This is a genomic window from Streptomyces ferrugineus, from assembly GCF_015160855.1.
Lineage (GTDB): Bacteria > Actinomycetota > Actinomycetes > Streptomycetales > Streptomycetaceae > Streptomyces > Streptomyces ferrugineus.
This window is the reverse complement of the sequence record NZ_CP063373.1, coordinates 975,771-993,523: the sequence shown is the minus strand read 5'-3', so window position 1 is coordinate 993,523 and position 17,753 is coordinate 975,771. Positions and strand designations below refer to the sequence as shown.

20 protein-coding genes are annotated in these 17,753 nt (G+C 70.9%); 4 read left to right on the top strand and 16 right to left on the bottom strand.

What is annotated here, in order from left to right; genetic code table 11:
* Window positions 1–250 precede the first annotated feature (250 nt).
* Window positions 251–583 (bottom strand): hypothetical protein, encoded by a 333-nt coding sequence (locus IM697_RS04785; protein ID WP_194045047.1) that lies wholly within the window; start codon window positions 581–583, stop codon window positions 251–253.
* A gap of 89 nt (window positions 584–672) precedes the next feature.
* Between IM697_RS04785 and IM697_RS04780 the strand changes: the two genes are divergently transcribed.
* On the top strand, window positions 673–1,794 hold the full coding sequence (locus tag IM697_RS04780; protein ID WP_194045046.1) for an ArsR/SmtB family transcription factor: 1,122 nt from the start codon (window positions 673–675) through the stop codon (window positions 1,792–1,794).
* A gap of 56 nt (window positions 1,795–1,850) precedes the next feature.
* Window positions 1,851–3,119 carry an MFS transporter gene (locus tag IM697_RS04775; protein WP_194045045.1) on the top strand — a complete coding sequence of 423 codons (1,269 nt, stop codon included), beginning with the start codon at window positions 1,851–1,853 and terminating at the stop codon, window positions 3,117–3,119.
* 100 nt (window positions 3,120–3,219) lie between these two features.
* Here the strand turns inward: IM697_RS04775 and IM697_RS04770 are convergent, their stop codons facing one another.
* Window positions 3,220–3,534, bottom strand: a complete 315-nt coding sequence (locus IM697_RS04770) for a hypothetical protein (RefSeq protein WP_194045044.1) — start codon at window positions 3,532–3,534, stop codon at window positions 3,220–3,222.
* A gap of 107 nt (window positions 3,535–3,641) precedes the next feature.
* Between IM697_RS04770 and IM697_RS04765 the strand changes: the two genes are divergently transcribed.
* On the top strand, window positions 3,642–3,887 hold the full coding sequence (locus IM697_RS04765) for a hypothetical protein (protein ID WP_194045043.1): 246 nt from the start codon (window positions 3,642–3,644) through the stop codon (window positions 3,885–3,887).
* Window positions 3,888–3,901: 14 nt separating this feature from the next.
* On the opposite strand, the gene IM697_RS04760 is transcribed toward IM697_RS04765, so the two are convergent.
* The 11 genes from IM697_RS04760 to IM697_RS04710 all read right to left on the bottom strand — a co-directional run bounded on the left by IM697_RS04760 (window position 3,902) and on the right by IM697_RS04710 (window position 12,783).
* On the bottom strand, window positions 3,902–5,020 hold the full coding sequence (locus IM697_RS04760; protein ID WP_194045042.1) for a sensor histidine kinase: 1,119 nt from the start codon (window positions 5,018–5,020) through the stop codon (window positions 3,902–3,904).
* A gap of 23 nt (window positions 5,021–5,043) precedes the next feature.
* The gene (locus IM697_RS04755) at window positions 5,044–5,700 is read right to left on the bottom strand and encodes a response regulator (RefSeq protein ID WP_228044502.1); all 657 of its coding nucleotides are present in this window, start codon (window positions 5,698–5,700) and stop codon (window positions 5,044–5,046) included.
* A 44-nt stretch (window positions 5,701–5,744) separates the two neighbouring features.
* A complete protein-coding gene (locus IM697_RS04750) occupies window positions 5,745–6,521 on the bottom strand; it encodes an ABC transporter permease (RefSeq protein ID WP_194045040.1) in 777 nt (258 codons plus the stop codon).
* Window positions 6,522–6,544: 23 nt separating this feature from the next.
* The gene (locus tag IM697_RS04745; protein ID WP_194045038.1) at window positions 6,545–7,468 is read right to left on the bottom strand and encodes an ABC transporter ATP-binding protein; all 924 of its coding nucleotides are present in this window, start codon (window positions 7,466–7,468) and stop codon (window positions 6,545–6,547) included.
* Entirely contained in the window at window positions 7,465–8,253 is a 789-nt protein-coding gene (locus tag IM697_RS04740; protein WP_194045036.1) for an ABC transporter ATP-binding protein, read from the bottom strand. The genes IM697_RS04745 and IM697_RS04740 overlap by 4 nt, the downstream gene beginning before the upstream one ends.
* Window positions 8,250–9,920, bottom strand: coding sequence for a hypothetical protein (locus IM697_RS04735; protein ID WP_194045034.1), 1,671 nt, complete (start codon window positions 9,918–9,920; stop codon window positions 8,250–8,252). Before IM697_RS04735 ends, IM697_RS04740 begins: the two co-directional genes overlap by 4 nt.
* Before the next feature lie 11 nt (window positions 9,921–9,931).
* Window positions 9,932–10,369 carry a hypothetical protein gene (locus tag IM697_RS04730; protein WP_194045026.1) on the bottom strand — a complete coding sequence of 146 codons (438 nt, stop codon included), beginning with the start codon at window positions 10,367–10,369 and terminating at the stop codon, window positions 9,932–9,934.
* A gap of 154 nt (window positions 10,370–10,523) precedes the next feature.
* Complete coding sequence (locus IM697_RS04725) at window positions 10,524–11,075, bottom strand: hypothetical protein (protein WP_194045024.1); 552 nt, start codon at window positions 11,073–11,075, stop codon at window positions 10,524–10,526.
* Window positions 11,057–11,596 carry a stage II sporulation protein M gene (locus tag IM697_RS04720; RefSeq protein WP_194045022.1) on the bottom strand — a complete coding sequence of 180 codons (540 nt, stop codon included), beginning with the start codon at window positions 11,594–11,596 and terminating at the stop codon, window positions 11,057–11,059. The genes IM697_RS04725 and IM697_RS04720 overlap by 19 nt, the downstream gene beginning before the upstream one ends.
* Before the next feature lie 71 nt (window positions 11,597–11,667).
* Entirely contained in the window at window positions 11,668–11,955 is a 288-nt protein-coding gene (locus IM697_RS04715) for an uberolysin/carnocyclin family circular bacteriocin (RefSeq protein WP_194045020.1), read from the bottom strand.
* A 399-nt stretch (window positions 11,956–12,354) separates the two neighbouring features.
* Window positions 12,355–12,783 carry a hypothetical protein gene (locus tag IM697_RS04710; protein WP_407699606.1) on the bottom strand — a complete coding sequence of 143 codons (429 nt, stop codon included), beginning with the start codon at window positions 12,781–12,783 and terminating at the stop codon, window positions 12,355–12,357.
* A gap of 290 nt (window positions 12,784–13,073) precedes the next feature.
* Here IM697_RS04710 and IM697_RS04705 point away from each other — a divergent pair, with 290 nt between their 5' ends.
* Entirely contained in the window at window positions 13,074–13,484 is a 411-nt protein-coding gene (locus IM697_RS04705) for a hypothetical protein (RefSeq protein ID WP_194045018.1), read from the top strand.
* 160 nt (window positions 13,485–13,644) lie between these two features.
* Here IM697_RS04705 and IM697_RS04700 read toward each other — a convergent pair whose 3' ends face one another.
* The 3 genes from IM697_RS04700 to IM697_RS04690 all read right to left on the bottom strand — a co-directional run bounded on the left by IM697_RS04700 (window position 13,645) and on the right by IM697_RS04690 (window position 17,532).
* Window positions 13,645–14,661, bottom strand: a complete 1,017-nt coding sequence (locus IM697_RS04700; RefSeq protein WP_194045017.1) for a DNA-directed RNA polymerase subunit alpha — start codon at window positions 14,659–14,661, stop codon at window positions 13,645–13,647.
* Between the two features lie 483 nt (window positions 14,662–15,144).
* Window positions 15,145–16,485: a ferredoxin reductase family protein gene (locus IM697_RS04695; RefSeq protein WP_194045016.1), complete on the bottom strand. Its 1,341-nt coding sequence runs from the start codon at window positions 16,483–16,485 to the stop codon at window positions 15,145–15,147.
* 150 nt (window positions 16,486–16,635) lie between these two features.
* Window positions 16,636–17,532, bottom strand: coding sequence for a GntR family transcriptional regulator (locus IM697_RS04690; protein ID WP_194045015.1), 897 nt, complete (start codon window positions 17,530–17,532; stop codon window positions 16,636–16,638).
* Between the last annotated feature and the right edge of the window lie 221 nt (window positions 17,533–17,753).

Below are 17,753 nucleotides of genomic sequence, written 5' to 3'. Positions count from 1 at the left end.
ACTTCGCTCAGTGGTTGAGGTCAGGTCGGCCGGCACGTTGCTCGAGACGGCGCTCAGGCGCCTCGGTGTCCCGCAGATCGCCGATCAGGGCTCTGCTGCGGCCCGCCGCGGCGTTCCGGCCACGTGCGTGCTGCTTCCGGGATGCACAGGACACTCGCCTTTCAGCGTTCGAAATGTCGTCACATGTTCGGAATGCTGGCGTGACACTAAGGGTGGGTGTGCGGGGTGTCAACGCGGCGAACCGGAACGGTTACAGAAGGGTGTTGCAGATCGCTTTCGGTCTCCGCCAGGGAAGCGCCAGCACAACGCGTGGCGGACGGTGCGACGGGCCTCGACGACGGTGCGGCACGTTCAGTCCGGCCGAGTCGCAGAACGACACGCCCCCGAGGCAGCGGTCCACGTCGTCGGCCACCCCGCGATCCTGCCCTCCGACGTCGACGAGTGCGGCCGCGAACTGCCCATCGCGCCCGGCGACATGACGTACCGGCACCCGCTGGATCGGCCCCCTCATCTGCGACAGCGACGCGGCCGCCGTCCACCCCGACGAGCGCGCGAACACGCCATGGCCGACGCCGTCCTGCACACGCTCACGACACCGGTGCAGGCCGAAGGCCGAGAACGCGGCGCGGCGCGGCTCCCGTCGCGGACGCCATGGGGCAAGGATGACGGGTCATGACGATCGTGTTCCGGGTCCCGGCCGGCGGTGCGGAGCGGGTGGGGTTCGCCTACTCGCCGACGATGGAAGCCGTACTGAGTCTCCATGTGCTGGTGGAGCCCAAGCACCACCCCGTCCAGCACGGCTGGGTGCGTGCGATGCGCAAGCTGTCCCCGGCGCTGAAGCGGGAGATCGAGGCGTTCTCCTACGCGGTGCGCTCGTACTTCCCCGAGTTCCTCTTTCCGCGGCCGACCGGTGGACTGACGGACTTCGACGACGAACTGGCCGGCTTGCGCGGGGCGGATCCGAAGCTGGTCCGCCTGGAGTTCGCCGTCCCCCTGCTCACGCCCTGGCCGGGCGGCGGCGAGGGCAGGGATCCGCGCGTGCTGGACGAACCGGAGGTACGCGGCCTGTTGCGGGAGCGAGTCGCACGGGAAAGCGACGAAGCGATGGCCGCGATGCTCCTCGACGATCCCCGCGCGTTGCTCGAACGGTTCCTGAGCATGCTGGAGCGCTACTGGCGGGAGGCGTTCGAGGAGGAATGGGCACGGCTCGAACCCGAACTCGCCGCCGGCGTCAGCGAGGCCGGGCACCAGATCGAGCAGCGCGGCCTGTACGGGATGCTCCGCGGCCTATGGCCGGAGGTGCGCAGCGATCCGCAGGCCGAACGCTTCTGGCTGGAGCGGCCGCACGACCACGAGGTCGCCATCGGCCCGGACGACACACTCGTCCTCGCCCCCAGCGCCTACGTGTGGCCGCACGTACGCGTCAACTGCGACGGTCCGTGGCCCCTCGGGCTCGTCTTCCCCGTCTCCTCGATCGTCCGGGAAGCCCGCCCGCGGATTCCGCCGACCAGGCTCGTCGGCACACTCCGCGCGCTCGCCGACGACACCCGGCTGCGCGCCCTGCGACTGCTCGCCGAACGCCCGCGCAGCACACAGGAGTTGGCCCCGCTCGTCGGCGTCAGCGAGGCCGCCCTGTCCAAGCACCTGCGGGTGCTGGCGGACGCGGGCCTGCTGGAGCGCCGCCGCGAGGGCTATTACGTCCTGTACCGGCTTGCGTCCGGACAGGTGGCGGGCCTGACCCCCAGCCTGGAAAGTTTCCTGCACGGCGACGGCGAGCTGACCGGGCCCGACTGATTAGCCATCTGCCTAATAAGTGGATCAGACCCCCGACAGGACCCGACAGTGGCCGCATGTCACTGCTGAGGGACCGCAACTTCCTGCTTCTCTTCGCCGGCCAGGGCATCTCACGCTTCGGCGACGGCCTGTACACCGCCGCGACCGCCTGGCTGGCCTGGTCACTGACGAAGGACCCCACGGCCGTCGCCGTGGTCAGCGTCTCCGCGTTCGCGCCCGCGTTCGTGGCCACCTTCGTCGTCGCCTCGTACGCCGACCGCCGCGACCGTCGGAAGCTGATGATCGCCACCGACCTGGCCCGGGTCGCCGTGGTGGCCGTGGCTTCGGTCCTGCTCTCCCTCAACCTGCTGAACCTGCCCCTGCTCGTGGCGACCACGGCGTTGCTGGCGCTGATCGGCGCCCCGTTCGCCCCGGCCCGCAACGCCATCGTTCCGCAGATCGTGCCGGGCGACCGCCTCCAGCAGGCCAACGGGCTCCTGCAAGTCGCCTTCCGGGCCGCCTTCTTCGTCGGCCCGCTCATGCTGGCGCCGCTGCTGGCCTTCGGCTCGCTGCAGTCGGTGCTGGTGGTGAACGGGCTGACCTTCCTGGGCTCGGCGGTCGCCGTGGCAGCCATCCGCGTGACCCGCCCCGCCGCGACCAGCGGGCAGACCGGGCTGTGGTCCGATCTCGGCGCCGGACTGAGGGCAGTGCGGGCCGCTCCCGAGGTACTCGTCGTCATCGTGACCTTCGTGCTCGCCCTCGCCCTGACCAGTGGTTTCCTGACCGTCGGGCTGGTCACGGTCGTGGGACAGGGCGGCCAGTACGGCCTGCTGCTCGGCGTCGCCGGGGTCGCCGAAGTGGTGGGCGCGCTGCTCCTGGCCGGCCTGCGCATCCGCAGACTCGCACTGGCCGCGGTGCTGGCGTGGGCCCTGCTCGGGATCTTCCGGGCTCCACTGGGAACGGTCACCTCCCATGCCGTGGCGGCCGTTCTCCTGACCGCCACGGGGCTGGCCTCGGCCCTCACGGACATTCCCTTGATCGCACTGGTGCAGCAGCGGATGCCGAGCCATCATCTGGCGAAGGCGCTCGGCCTGTGGGAGGCCGGGGTGGCAGGAGCCCTGGCGATCTCCCCCTTCGTGGCCTCGACCGCCATCACCCTCGCCGGAGTCGAGAAGGCCTTCCTGCTCTCGGGAGCCGCCGTTGTCGTCCTGGCCGTGACCGCCACGCTCACCCTCGCATGCGTCGGCGCACGGCAGCCCGGTCAGGAGCCCTTCGTCACGGCCGACGGCACGGCAAGCGTCGCGGCGCCGGGAGAGACAGCGGTGATCACGGCCAAACCGGAGTGACTGCGCGGATCATCGCGATGCGCAGGTCAGCTCAGTCAGGTTCACCCAGGTCAGTGACTGCCTCGCCCCACCTCACTCCTGAAGTGGTTGTCCAGCCCGCTCACCGAGTCCACACCCGCTGGAACTCTTCAGCCGGGATGGTCTCCAGCAGGTCCTCTTCAGGGTCGATCGCCTGGTCTGTCAGGAATCCGTGCTCGTCCTCCAGGCGCTCCCAGCTGTACCGGTGGAGTCGGCCGGCCGAAGTCAGCTCGGCTTGCTTGACGGCGACCAACTCGCCGCGGTCGGGTACGGCCTCGAAGTACCACGAGCCGCCCTCCTCGTCAGTGCCGCGGAAGTGGTGCCGCAGGGTGGCGTTCTCGTCGAGTGCCCGGAAGTACGCCACGGTCTCTGCTTGGATGCGCTTCAGGTCGGCCACGGGACCATCGTGCCAGCGAGCGGGCGCGGGTCGCTCCGTTCTGATCCCGCTTGCCCAGAGCCCCGCAGTTTGCCGGGGCCTCGCCGGAGTCGAGCAGCCGCGCCAGGGTGCGCATCACCTGGGTGCGCATCACCTGGGTGCGCATCACCTGGGTGCGCATCACCTGGGTGCGCATCACCTGGCCATGGGCCTGGAGGCCTTCGCCGAGCGAGCGAGCGAGCGGCGCACGCGTTCAGGGCGACCGGCCGGCAGGTGAAGGGCTCAGCAACCCCGAGATCGGCAACCCGGAACTGGCCAGGAACTGCCAGGCCAACGCCCGCACCGCGGTCATCGCACCCCGCTCCCCGACTTGATGACACCCTTCCCGCTACTCGACCCCGGCCGGCAGGACCGCTCGTACCAGGAAGCCGCCGTCCTCCAGGGGGCGTGCCTCCAGCGTCCCGCCGATCAGGGCGGCCCGCTCCCGCAGGCCGGTCAGGCCGTGACCGCCGACGGGCAGGTCCGGGCCCTCGTACGGTTCGGCAGCGGATCCGTTGCGCACCTCCACGACGAGTGCCCTGCGGTCGTCCGACATATGGACGGATACGGCCGCGGGCGCACCCGGCGCGTGCTTGCGCACGTTGCTCAGCGCCTCCTGAACGGTGCGGAAGGCCGTGCTCTCCGCCTCCGGCGCCCACTGTCCGCCGGACCCCGCCGCCAGGGCGGGGTCCAGGTCCAGCGTGACGTCGAGCCGGCTCTCCCGGGACAGGAACGCCAGATCGGCCAACTGGGTACGGCCCGCCGCCGAAGCCGCCGCCGCGTCGGAACCGCGCAACACCCCGACCACGTTGCGGAGTTCCTCCAGCGCGCTCACACTGTGCCGTCTGATGACCTCGGCGTCCTCACGTACGCCCTCGTCGGTGGTCGTCGCCGACAGCGCGCCCGCCTGTACCGCGATGATGCCGACATGGTGGGACACCGTGTCGTGCATGTCGCGGGCCAGCCGGGAACGCTCCCGCACCACGGCCCGCTCCGCCTCCAGACGGCGCCCCAGCGCCTGGCTGCGCATCAGTTCGCTCAGCCGCTCCTTCAGCTCGGCGCGGGTCCTGGCCAGCAGGCCGAGCGCGATCGGCCCGATGGACAGCATCAGCGACGACTCCACCGTCAACAGATGTTCCTGCCAGGTCAGTTCGGTGACCGAGTCCAGTGGCCAGGGACAGCCGGCGGCGAGGAACAGCCCCGTCCCGCAGGCTGTCACCACCCGCCTGCGCGAAGCGGTGACCGCCACGTCGAACATGGCCAGCATGGGCGCCAGCCAGACCTGGCCGATGGCGATGGAGGGCAGCGTCAGCAGCAGCCCGAGGACCGGGAAGCGGCACCGCAGCAGCAGGCCGAGCACCGCCGCCGAACTGACCAGCAGCGTCTCGCGCTCGAAGGAGAGGAAGACGAGGAGCTCGGCCGCCGTGGCCACGACGATCAGCCGCCGTGGAGTGAGCAGGGACCTCACGGCCGATCCAAGGTCCGAACGGCTCATGCGGCGTCGTGCAGCCCGGCCCGGTACGCGGCGACGGCCGCCTGGACCCGGTTGGCCACGCCCAGCTTCGCCAGGATGGCGCTCACATGCTCTTTGGCCGTGGCCGGGCTGATGGAGAGGTGCCGGGCGATCTCGGCGTTCGACATGCCGTCGGCGAGCAGCGCCAGTACGCCGCGCTCCCGCTCCGTCAGGGCCCGCGCAGCCCCTTCGGCGAGCGGGGGCCGGTGCTCCGGCTGGGCCCGTACGAAACCGTCGACGACCGTGCGGGTCAGCCGCGGTGCGATGACGCTGCCGCCGTCCGCCAGCGCCCGTACCGCGTGGACCAGCTGCTCGGGGGCGGTGTCCTTGAGCAGGAATCCGGCGGCGCCGCCGCGCAGTGCCGCGGACAGGGACTCCTCGGCGTCGAAGTTGGTGAGCATGGCGACGGCCGGCGGGCTGGGCAGGGACCGCAGATCCGCGAGCACCGTCAGGCCGTCGCGGTCCGGCATCCTGAGGTCGAGGAGGACGACGTCCGGGCCGTGGAGCCTGGCCTGTTCGAGGGCTTCGGCGCCCGTGCAGACCACGGGTACGTCGATGTCGTCGAAGGACTGAAGGATCCGCCGCAGTCCCTCCCGCAGCACCTGCTCGTCGTCGACGACCATCACGCGCGGCACCGGCCCCCCTGACCTCGGTCGTGTCCCGTTATCGGACGCAGACACTAGCCCAGGCGGGGAGACCTGCAAAAACGCCAGATCGCGGCGGCGAAGAGAACCGCGCACCAGGCGGTGGCGGTCAGCGCGGGCAACTGCCATGCGGCGGAGGCGGTGATACGGGTGATGGCCGAGCCGGGAAGCCACGCGGAGGCGTTCAGACCGCGGGCCGCCGCGACCGCGCCCAGGGCCGACTCCCCGATCAGGATCCAGCCGAGGAGGGAGCCCAGCGCCGCGGCCGTGGAGCGCAGGAGCAGTCCGGCCGCGGCGCCCAGCACGGCGTACGCGAGGAATCCGGCGACGACCCGGACGCCCGTGGACGCGGTCGCCGCCGTACTCCAGGAGGCGGTGTCCTTCCCGAGTGCCGCCGTCACCGCCCATGCCGTGACCGCGCAGGCCAGGCATGCGGCGAGAGCCGCGGCGGCGGCGAGGGCGAGCAGGCTGCCCAGCTTGCCCACCAGGAGGGTGGATCTGCGGGGATGGCGTACGAGGAGAGCGCCCCAGGTGCCCTCGCGGTATTCGTCGCAGAACGAGTTCGCCGCCACGCACATCACGACCAGGCCGATGACCGGCGATGCGATGCCCATGGGACGCAGCGGGCCGGTGGCGGGGCCGTCGGAGAGGAGGGTGAAGGCGGCGGCGGTGAGGGCCGCGAGAAGGGCGGTGCCCAGCAGCACGGGCAGGACCAGGCGCGGCCGCACGAGTTTCACCCGCTCGCTGCGGGCGGCGGAGCGTATCTCGTTCAGCACGGAGGTCGGCATGGTCCTCGGGACAGCCCTCGACATGGTCGTCATGGTGCTCGTCATGGTCAGGCCGCCTTCGCTGTACGGGGGTTGTGGCGTTCGGCGAGCGTGAAGAAGGCCTCTTCCAGGGAAGGGCGGCGTACGGCGAGATGGGCCAGGGTGATGCCGTGCTCCGCCGCGATCCGGTTCAGGGCCGGCGCCCAGTCGGCGGGGGCGGCGGTCAGCAGCAGCCCGTCCGCCTCGTGCGCGGTGCGGCCGGTCGCCTCGACGGCGCGCAGCAGGGCGGGCAGATCCCCGGAACGCTCCGGTACGGCCTCGATCAGCGGGCCCTGCGCCGCGGTCAGCCCGGCGCGGTCGCCCGCGAACAGGACCCTGCCCCGGTCGAGGAAGACGAAGTGGTCGCACAGGGTGTCCAGCTCGTTGAGCTGGTGGCTGGAGATCAGAACGGTGACGCCGTCGGCGGCCAGGGTGGTGAGCAGGGTACGCAACTGGGCGGTGCCGACGGGATCCAGACCGTTGGTGGGCTCGTCGAGGATCAGCAGGCGCGGCTCGGTGAGCAGCGCCCCCGCGACACCGATCCGCTGCCGCATGCCCAGCGAGTAGCCGGCCACCGGACGGTCGGCGTACGGGCTCATGCCGGTGAGCTCCAGCACCTCGTCGACGCGGCGGCGGTCCGTGGCGCCGAGTTCGGCGAGCACCCGCAGATTGGCGCGGCCGGTCAGGCGCCGGTAGAGAGCGGGCTGCTCTATGAGCGCGCCGACGCGCGGAAGGTAGCGCGCGGGCCGTTCGAGCGGCTCGCCGAGGACGGTGCCCGATCCGGCGTCGGGGCGGTCCAGGCCGAGCAGCAGCCGCATGGTGGTGGTCTTGCCGGAGCCGTTGGGGCCGACGAGAGCGGTGAGCGACCCGGCCGGGACGGTCAGGTCGATTCCCCGCAGGGCGGTGTGTGTCCCGTACGTCCTGCGCAGCCCGTGGATGTCGATGGCGGTCATGGCGTGCCCGCCTCCGCGGTCTTGTCTTCGGTGGGCAGGCCGGTGGGTCCTTCGACGGACTCTTCGGTGGGCAGGCCGGTGGGCCCTTCGCCGCGGGCGGTCAGCGCGCCGCTCGGGTCCAGGCGCCGCAGCGCGGCGGTCGCGGTCTCGCCGTCCAGCGCGACATCGTGCAGCACGCGTCCCGCGGACAGGACGACGAGCCGGTCGGCGAGCCCGTCGGCCCAGGCCAGGTCATGGGTGCAGAGCACGATCAGCCTGCCCTCGCGGTGCCAGCGTTCGACCGCCTCGCGCAGCGCCGCGACCGCGGTGGCATCCAGGGCGTTGGTGGGCTCGTCGAGCAGGATCAGGGCCGGATCGTGGACGGTCGCGGCGATCAGCCCGAGCTGTTTGCGCATGCCGAGGGAGAGTTCGCGTACGAGGGCGTGGCGGCGGTCGGCCAGCGCGGTGCCGGCCAGCCGGTCGAGGACCTGCGCGGGCGCACGCCCGTACAGCTTGGCGACCAGGGTCAGTTGCTCGGCCACCGTCAGGTACTCGTACAGCGGCGGTTCGGCCTGGAGGAATCCGCGCACCGCCCGGCTCTGCCGGTGGGCCGCGGGATGGCCGCCTATGCGCACGGTGCCGGCGGTCGGCTCCAGCAGCCCCGCGAGCAGCCGCAGCAGGGTGGTCTTGCCCGAGCCGTTGCGGCCTACGAGGCAGAGGAACTCACCGGACGCCACGGAGAGGCTGGCGTCCGTGAGGGCCGCGCGGTCGCCGTAGCGCACGGTCGCGGAGTCGACGTGGATCACAGGATGGCCTTACGGAATCGGATGTCGCGGCGGGCCAGCAGGCGCAGGCCCGCCATGAAGAGGGACAGGGTGATCAGGGCGCAGCCCGCGTCGAGTGCCTGGGCCGTGGCTCCGCCGGGCACGTCGAGCAGTCGGCGCAGCAGCGGTCCGGCGGAACCCGGTGCGACGAGCGCGGCGGCCAGCACGCCCTCCACGGTCTCCGCGGCGCCGGAGCGGACGATGCGGTCCTCGGAGAACGTCTCCGCCTCCGGTACGACGAAGGCGGTCACGACCATGGCGACGCCGCCGCCGACGAGGGCGAGCGGCAGGGCCAGGACAGCGGCGGGCGTGACCGCGCCGCCGGCCGCGAGCAGCACGCCGAGGTAGGCGGGGACGACCGGGAGCGCGGCCGCGCACACGCAGGCCCACACCTTGGCGACCAGGACGGCACCGAAGGGAAGCGGTGCCTGGCGCAGCGCCTCCAGGCCGCGGCCCTCCGCCTCGACTCCGCTGACCTGGGCCACCACGGTGGACACGGCCAGGAAGAGGGCGAGGGCGAGCGCGGGGCCCCAGGTGTGCACGGGCACCGCCCAGGGCACGTCGTCGCCGAAGCGGAGCCGTACTCCCACGCCCAGGGCCGCGACCCCGACGGCGGCCGCGCACAACCGGTGGAACGGGGCGGTCACGGCGGCGGGCTTCCGGCGCAGCGCCAGCAGGTCCTTGACGACGAGTCCGATACGGCGGCTGGATACCCGACGCGGCTCCGCGCCCCGGGTGGCCACGGTCGGCACCAGCGTGGAGCGGTGGGCGGCGGAGCGCAGGAGCAGCCTGGCAGCGAGCGCGAGCAGGGCGGTGACCAGAGCCCAGACCAGCAGCCCGTGCGGCAGGTGTCCGGGCGCGAACAGCTCGTCCCAGAGCCCGGGACGCATCCCGGCCACGCTCTCGCGGAGCGAGAGGGTTATGGACTCATAGCTCGCGGCACCCGCGAACCGGCCGGCGAACGGCGAGAGGAAGAACCCCACGGCGAGGCCGAGGACGACGGCGTACAGGATCCATCGGCCGGTGGACCTGTCGCGTGCGGTGTTCATCAGGACGGCCATGGCGCAGACATGGGCCGCCGCCCCGGCGCACGCCGCGCCCGCCACGGTCACCAGGACCGCGGGCAGCAGCGCGCGCCCCGAGGCCGTCGCCGTGAGCCAGGGGGTGGCGAACACGGCCACCACGAGCGTCGTGCCCGCGGCCGAGGCGAGGCCGGGCGCGATCAGCCGGGCACCGAAGACCGCGCTCGGCGGTACGCCCCACGGCAGCAGCACCCCGCGGTCCGGCGGGTCGAGCAACAGCCGCGCCTGCACGGGCCTGGCGGCGGCGACCTGTCCCACGCACACCACGACCGCGCCCAGCCAGCACGCGGCGGCGACCGGCTCCGCGCCGTCCGCGCCGTTGATTCCGACCGGGAAGACCCGCCCGAACACGGCGCCGATGCCCCAGAGCAGCGCGCCCACGGTGAGCACGCCGACGGCGGCGGCCCCGGCGAGCACCGCCCGTACAGCCGGGGTCAGCCCCCGGTACCCGGGCAGCCGATTGCGCCGTCGCCGCAGGTCCCCCTCCAGGAGGGCGGCCGCGCTGCGCCAAACGCGCTCGGGAGTGGCGGGGGCCGACGCGGCGGCGACGGTCGCCTCGGCGGTCATCCGACGCTGCCTCATCCTTCTCGGGGGGCCGTGAGCAGCGCGACCGCACTCGCGGCGATCACACACCCGCAGAACACGAGGGAGAGCACATCGAGTCCCGGGGCGGCGGGCAGGCGCCATCCGGCGATGCCCAGCGGGAGGCAGAACAGCGCCGAGAGACCGAAGAGCAGCCACCGGCCGACGGACGCCAGCCAGACCAGCGTCGCGAGCACCGCCAGCAGTACGGCCGTAGCCGCCCAGCCCCAGTTGAGTACGGACTGCAGTGTCAGCACCGTCTCGCGGGCGCTGTCCGCCAGGCGCGCGGAGTGTTCCACGGCCTCGCGGGTGGCATCGCTCTCGCCCCAGAACCAGACCGCCCGCACCGCCGCGACCGCCGCGGCGGTCGCGGTCAGCAGCCCGGCGAGTGCGGTCCCTCGACGGGTCCGGCCGGAGGTCTCCGGCTTCGTCATGACTCTTCTCCCTGTCCTACGCACTCATCGGTCGTGCGCATCATCTGTCCTACGCATGCGCCGGTCCCGCGCGCTCAGCCGCCCTGCGCGCTCAGCCACCTTGCGCACTCAGCCGCCCTGCGCACCCATCACTCTCATCACGTCATCACGCTCATCACGCGGGGATGAGACAGAACGCGGCGCACACGGCCGTGGGCGCCAGCGCGCACAGCGCGCTGCGTTGCCACGACAGCTCCGCCGCCCGCCGCACGGCGACGGCGCAGCCCACGGCGAGCAGCAGCAGCGAGGGGTTCGCGGCACCCACCTGGTCGACGATCCGGTCACTCGCGGGCGAACCGAACAGCAGTGAGGTCACGGCGAGTACCAGCACCTTTCCGACCATGAACAGGGCCACCGCCAGCCCCACCGCGCTGCGGTGGCGCGCGAAGCCGTCCGGGGCTCCCGCCCACCGGCAGACCACCGCACCGGCCACCCCCGCGAGGAAGATCAGCACCAGGACGCCCAGCGCGTTGAGCACCGAACCGAACAGCCAGGCCGCGCCGACTCCGGCCTTCAACGCGCCGGGCGGCGCGTCCGGTACGCGCTCCAGGACACCGTCGCGGTAGCGGCCCAGCAAGGTCAGGTTGGCGAGCGGCATCAGCAGCATCGCCCCGGCGGCGGCCAGCCGGAACGGGCGCCGCGTGCCGGTCATCGAGAACTTATCCATGTCTCCACCCCCGCGGCCACGACGAGCATGGCCAGAGAAAGCCCGAAGAGGACCGCCGCGTCGATGAGGTGCCTGCTCATCGAGTCGTCGCCCGTCCGGCGGCCGCCCAGCATCCTGCGCGCGGCGGCGACCCCCGTGACCAGACCGGCGGCCACCGACACGCCCAGCGCGGGAAGCTCAATGACCGCATGCGGCAGAAAAGCCGACCAGAATTTCCCGGCACCCAGCGAATAGGCGTGCCCTATGAATATCCCGACACCGAGCCCGGAAATAAGCGAAAAAGCTACGGCACTCAATCCGAACGTAACGATTCCGGTGAACGCGAGCGCCGCCACTCCCGCATTGTTCGCCAGAATCCCGAGGAAGAGACCGGATCCCGGACTCTTGGGCTCGGCACGCACGGCGGACGGAATATCACCGGAGAGCCATACGCCGATGGCAAGACACAGGAGCCAGACCAACTGTCCCGATATCAGGGCAGGCCGCTGGCGCGCCAGGACGGAACCGAAGAAGGTCGTCACGGTGAATCCCTTGTGGTCGAATGACCCGCCGCCGGGGCGCGAGGCACCCCGGCGGCGGCGACGGACGAGCGTCAGGCGACGACGGCCTTGCGGCCACCCTTGGCGATGGCCTTCTTCAGCATCCACATGGCCACACCGCCGGCCGCGGTGACGCCGCCCAGGACCGAGAGAGCAGCGGCGACGTCGGTGCCCGCCTCGATGGCGTTCAGAACACGGTTCGCGGTGACGCCGCTGAGACCGAAGTAGCTCGTCAGCACGTCCGGGGTGGTCGACGCCGCGAGAACGAGCGGGGCGGACACACCGGCGACGGCGGCACCGGCAGCGGCGATGCGCTTCTTTGAGATTTCGAGAACGGACATGTTAATCTCCTGATCAACTGCTTGATTGCGAGTGGTTCGGCTGCACGGCAGCCCGGGGTGCGTTCCTCTTCCACAGGTGACGCACCCCTTTTCCGTTCCTAGGATTCACCAGGATCCGGAAACTCATGAAATTCAGCTCAACGGGACACCCGGAGCACGAACTAAGAAGTGACTAACGAAAACAAAAGAGCCCCCCGGCTTTCCCCCGCCGAACAGCCGCCGGCAACATGCTCATAAAAACGCACGCCCGCGATGGGTGTCAAGTTCAAGGAAATGTGCACCCGCCGACTGGCGGGTAATGGCCGAGTCTTCTACGACCTGAGGATGACGACACCCCCCGGCTGGAGGGGTCGCCCGCGGCTCTATGGGATGTCCAGGGCTGACGCGAATTCGAATTTCTCAGCCAGTCAGATGGCCTGCCGGGCGTTCGAGGGAGACCTTGGGCAGTCGCCGGGCGAGTGGGGCGGGCAGCCACCAGGCCCGCTTGCCCAGCAGTTGCATGATGGCCCCGGCCGCCGTGATCACCTTGCCGGTGGCGGCCAGTCCCTCCCGTACCGCGAGGGAGTGATCCTTCGTACGCTCCCACTCCCCAGGGTCATGGCGCCGAGCGCGGCGGTGGACGGTGTCCGCGAAGTCCTGGGAGGCGGCGGTGGCACCGCCGACCAGGATCCCGGCGCCGGTGTCGCGCTCCAGGTCCGGAGCCACGTCGGCGCGCAGGTGATGCACGAGATCGGCGGTCCCCTCGGACTGCGGCGACGTCTTCGGGTAGACGATCACCGTGGACAGGGTGCCGTCCTCGGACGGCATCGCGGGGCCGGCCGCGGCCACGCCCGCTGTCCTGGCCAGCTCGGCCTGGGCAGCGTCGCCTGCTGCTTCGTCTCAACGCCGTTCCACCGGCCTTCGTTGCCGAGAGCAGGCAGCCGGGCCGTGTCCGGTGTGCCGGTTCAGTACGTGATACCGACTCGGCTCACTCTTTACGCTGCTCAGCGTCACGGGATACAGAGCACGGTCCACGCGTGACGCGTGGCGCACCGCTTCGACATGAACTGGAACGGAGGTGAAGACACCTGGACGGCACACCGAAAGCAGGTGGCTTGGGGCCCCGTCCGGCTCTCCTGATGTCACTGGTCCTCGCGCTGCTGCTGGGCGCGCTGTCGGCGCTGGTGATGCTTCCGGCGGCCCAGCACCTGCGCTCCCTCGAGGACGGCGAGCGGGCTTATGCCACCCTGCACGAGGGCGGCGCCTGTATGGCGGGGCGATGCCAGGTCAAGTTCGTAGCCCATGGACGGACCGTGGTGGCGGATCTGCCGGTGGGCAGCGGCGGCGGCAAGAGCCCTGTCGGCGCCAGGCTGCCCATCCGATACGAGGCGGACGATCCACAGGTGGTCGCCCGTGAAGAGGATGTCGGGGGCGGCGGGGCAGCTGCGCTGGCGGTGATATCGGGCGCGGGCGCCCTGCTGTTCCTGGTGATGTCGGTCGTGTCGGCGATCCTCATGGCGCGGCGGCGGCGCGCGGACATCGATGCCTGACCGGAGTCCTCGGAAAGAGCAGCGGCACGGCGCCGTCTGGGACGGCGCCCACCGTGCCCACCCGTCGGCTCCCACGAGGTCGATCGCCACGCGGATCTCCGCCGGTGAGCCCTCGGGGAGCCGGTCCGCCGTCCCGGCTCCCCGCAATCCGGCGCGGCGTTCAGTACCGCTCGGTCTCCACGAAACCCGCGTCCGCGCTGTCGTCCGCGTCGAAGGCAGCGGCGGTCGGATCGAATCCGGGCGGGCTGTCCTTGAGGCCCAGGCCCAGGCCGGCCAGCTTCGCCTTGACCTCGTCGATGGACTTCGCACCGAAGTTGCGGATGTCCAGCAGATCGGCCTCGGAACGCGCCAGCAGTTCACCCACGGAGTGGACGCCCTCACGCTTGAGGCAGTTGTAGGAGCGGACCGTGAGTTCCAGCTCCTCGATCGGCAGCGCCAGGTCCGCGGCAAGGGCGGCGTCCGTCGGGGACGGGCCCATGTCAATGCCCTCGGCGTCGATGTTCAGCTCACGGGCCAGACCGAACAGCTCGACCAGCGTCTTGCCCGCCGACGCCATGGCGTCACGCGGACGCATCGCCTGCTTGGTCTCGACATCGACGATCAGCTTGTCGAAGTCGGTGCGCTGCTCGACACGCGTGGCCTCGACCTTGTACGTGACCTTCAGAACCGGCGAGTAGATCGAGTCGACCGGAATACGGCCGATCTCCTGACCCACCTGCTTGTTCTGCACCGCCGAGACATAACCGCGGCCACGCTCGACCGTCAGCTCCATCTCCAGCTTGCCCTTGCCGTTGAGCGTGGCCAGGACCAGGTCGGGATTGTGCACCTCGACACCGGCCGGCGGCGCGATGTCGGCGGCGGTGACCAGACCCGGACCCTGCTTGCGCAGGTACATCACGACCGGCTCGTCGTGCTCCGAGGAGACGACCAGCTGCTTGATGTTGAGGATCAGGTCGGTGACGTCCTCCTTGACGCCCGGCACGGTGGTGAACTCGTGCAGCACGCCGTCGATACGGATGGACGTGACCGCCGCACCCGGGATCGAGGACAGGAGGGTCCGGCGAAGGGAATTGCCGAGGGTGTAGCCGAAGCCCGGCTCCAGCGGCTCGATCACGAACCGGGACCGGAACTCGTCGACGACCTCTTCGGTCAACGAGGGACGCTGAGCAATCAGCACGAGGTATTGCCTCCCGAGTTTGGCGCCCGCTATGTGACGCCGTAGACACCATGAAGGGTACGGGCGGTTCGGCCTCGTGGAAGACCGAACCGCCCGACCCCGCCCAGGCACCGCCTCCAGCACGGCGCACGAACGGTTGACGCCTCGCCGGGGAGGCGTTCCCCCCGGAACCCGGGCGGACCCTCTGCGCTCGACGTTTCCACAGGCCACAGCGCTCCCGGGCGTGAGCCGCAGGTCGCCCGGGCAGGAGTCACCCCGTGACCGAGCCCTGACAAACGTGTTCGTCGTCGACGCGGAACACTGTGGAGCGGTTGACGGGCAGGCTGGAGGAGGCCCTCACCCCGGCGCAGGAGGCGGTGGGGCTCCATCGAGGACTGGCTCGGTCGAATCCGCCCGAGTACCTTCCTCGTCTCGCCAGATCGCTCAAGGCCCTCGGCGTCCCGCACCCGGTCAGGCCGATGAGCAGTGAGGCAGGTGGCCGGGTCAGGCCAGGCCGAACCTCTCGGCGTGCACCTGCCGTGCGGGGACCCGCAGGTCCCTCAGGCTGGAGAGCACGGCCGTGGTCATCGCGGGCGGGCCGCAGACGTACACGTCGCGTTCGGTGATGTCGGGGACCAGCCGGTGCAGGCCGCTCGGGTCGAACGGCGGGACGCCGCCCTCGCCGGTCCTGCCCGTGAGCAGGTGCAGCCGTCCGCCCCGGAGCGCGACCAGCTCCCGCACCTCGTTCAGCAGCACGGCGTCGGCCTCGCTGCGCACCCGGTACAGCACCACGACGTCGCCGGTCGCCTGCTCCTCCAGCATGGCCCGCACCGGCGTGATCCCCACCCCGCCGGCGATCAGGAGGGCGCCGGGCCGGGTGCGGTGCAGCGAGGTGAACGCGCCGTACGGCCCCTCGACGAAGGCGCGGCTGCCGACCGGGACGTTCCGCAGGCCCGCGCTGCCACTGCCCACGGCCTTGGCGGTGAGGCGCAGTCCCTGTCCGCCCGGCGCCGCCGACAGGGAGAAGGGGTTGGCCAGCCACCAGTGGTGGTGCCCGGGGAACCGCCAGACGCAGAACTGGCCCGCGCGGGCGGGGAGTTTGTCGAGGTGCCGACCGGTGACGTACACGGAGACCACGTTGGCCGACTCCGGCACCACGGCCGAGACGCGGAACCGGTGGTAGGCGTTGCGCCACAGCGGCATGACGAGGCGTCCGGTCAGCAGGGCGCCGAAGGCGAACAGCCACAGGATCCACCAGTAGGCCGTGGCGAACGCGGAGGACGTGAACGTCGTGGTCTCCTGCAGCTGGTGGACGAACGACAGGCCCAGGGCCACGTAGAGCAGCAGGTGCAGACCGTGCCAGACCTCGTACCGCAGACGCCGCCGCAGGGGCCGGGTGGAGATCGCGGCGATCACGACGATGACGGTCGCGGCGAGAATGCCCAGCAGGGAGGCCGGCACCCCGCTCAGCGCGACGAACGTCCTGCCCATGGACGCGTCGTCGAGCGTCGCGTAGCCGAGCACCACCAGCGTGGCGTGGGTGAGGACGGTCCACAGCAGGGTGAAGCCGACCCAGCGGTGCCACACCGTGAGCCGGTCCATGCCGATACGGCGGTCCAGCCACGGCAGCCGGGCCACCAGCAGCAGTTGGAACAGCATCAGCAGAGCCGCGTGCAGTCCGAAGAACTTGGCGACCGTGAGCACTTCGTTCTTGCCCGAACCGGCGCTGAGGAACAGCGCCTCGACGATCACCACATTGGCGATGACGAATGCCCACATCGCCCGTCGCGCCGCGTCCACCGGAAGTACGGTGCCTGTGCGCACCGTGCTGCTCGCCGCCGCCATGGTTGCCTCACATCCCCCGGACCGAGGAATCTGGCCGAATGCGCACCTCGATCGGGTAAGAATACGGCGGCCGGGCCCGATCCGTTCACGCCGGTACCGACCAATCTGACCGGAGTTGGGGCTTGTGTGGTTCGGTGGCGTTCAGGTGCTCTACATGAACGTCATCTCGGTGGAGACCGTCTCCCATATCGCGTTGAACCAGAGATTCGACTGCTCGACGAACATCGTGTCCTCGTCGCGCTCTTCCGTACCGAAGAGCTGGACCAGACCCAGTGCTCCTGGATCGTAGACGTCCATGTCCTGCCCGCTGATCCGCACCTCACGCCGGGTGACCGTGTAGTACGAGAACAGGGCCTCCTTGCCATTGATGAGGTAGAGCCTTGCCATCGGGGTGAAGGGCAGCGCTCGGTAGGACACTTCAACGTCGATGCCGTGAGTTCCCTGAAGTGACCGCAGTGTGCTCGTCATGGACTGAGCGTGGGCATTTCGCTGTCGGAGCCAGGCCTGATGAACGTGGTCGGTCTCCTCCGCTTCCGATTCCACGGCACAGGGGAAGGCCAGATCGATATCCCTGCTGGGCAGGAGCACACGGACGCTGATCTTCGCCGGCCTGGCCTTCCCGGAGTGGACGGCACGGAGCGGATGCCCCATCGCCACCGCGAGTGTCTGGCCGTTGAGGCACAGCGCGTCCACCTCGACATGCGGCTCCGCGAAGGCCGCTGTGAGGCGGTCCCCCAGCGCGACGATGGAGACGCCGAACGGCGGCGGCTGCGGGGACTTCGTGGCGGCCGGCGCGGCCGAGCCGTCCATGAGCCGTCGCCAACCGGATTCGGCCGGCGGCCGCAGCTCCGCCCAGGTACTCAACAAGCGGACCACTTTGAGCAGTTGCTCCGCCTCGCGTGGCACGTGGTTGCCCCTGCGCCAGTCGCTGAGCGTCGCCACCGGTACGCCCGATTCCCGGCTGACCCGGTCGAGAGTCAATCGCCGTCCCTGCTTGGCCAACTGAGCCTGCGCCGCGTCCCACAGCTTTGACAACTCGACGAACACCGGGGGCAGGGGTCCCCCGTGAGCAGCACCTTCCGGCACCCGAACCTCCACCGACCCGTGTGGTTTGGCTCCGAGTCGGAATTCCGACTGGGAGCCGAGTCTACGGCGGGCCACCGGTCTTTCCGAGGTACTCCGAGATCCCTGCCGTTGCCGTGCCGAACTGACCGTCAATGGAAGGCACCTGCGGCGTTGAGGCCGCGACGCTCGCGAGGAGGTCGCTG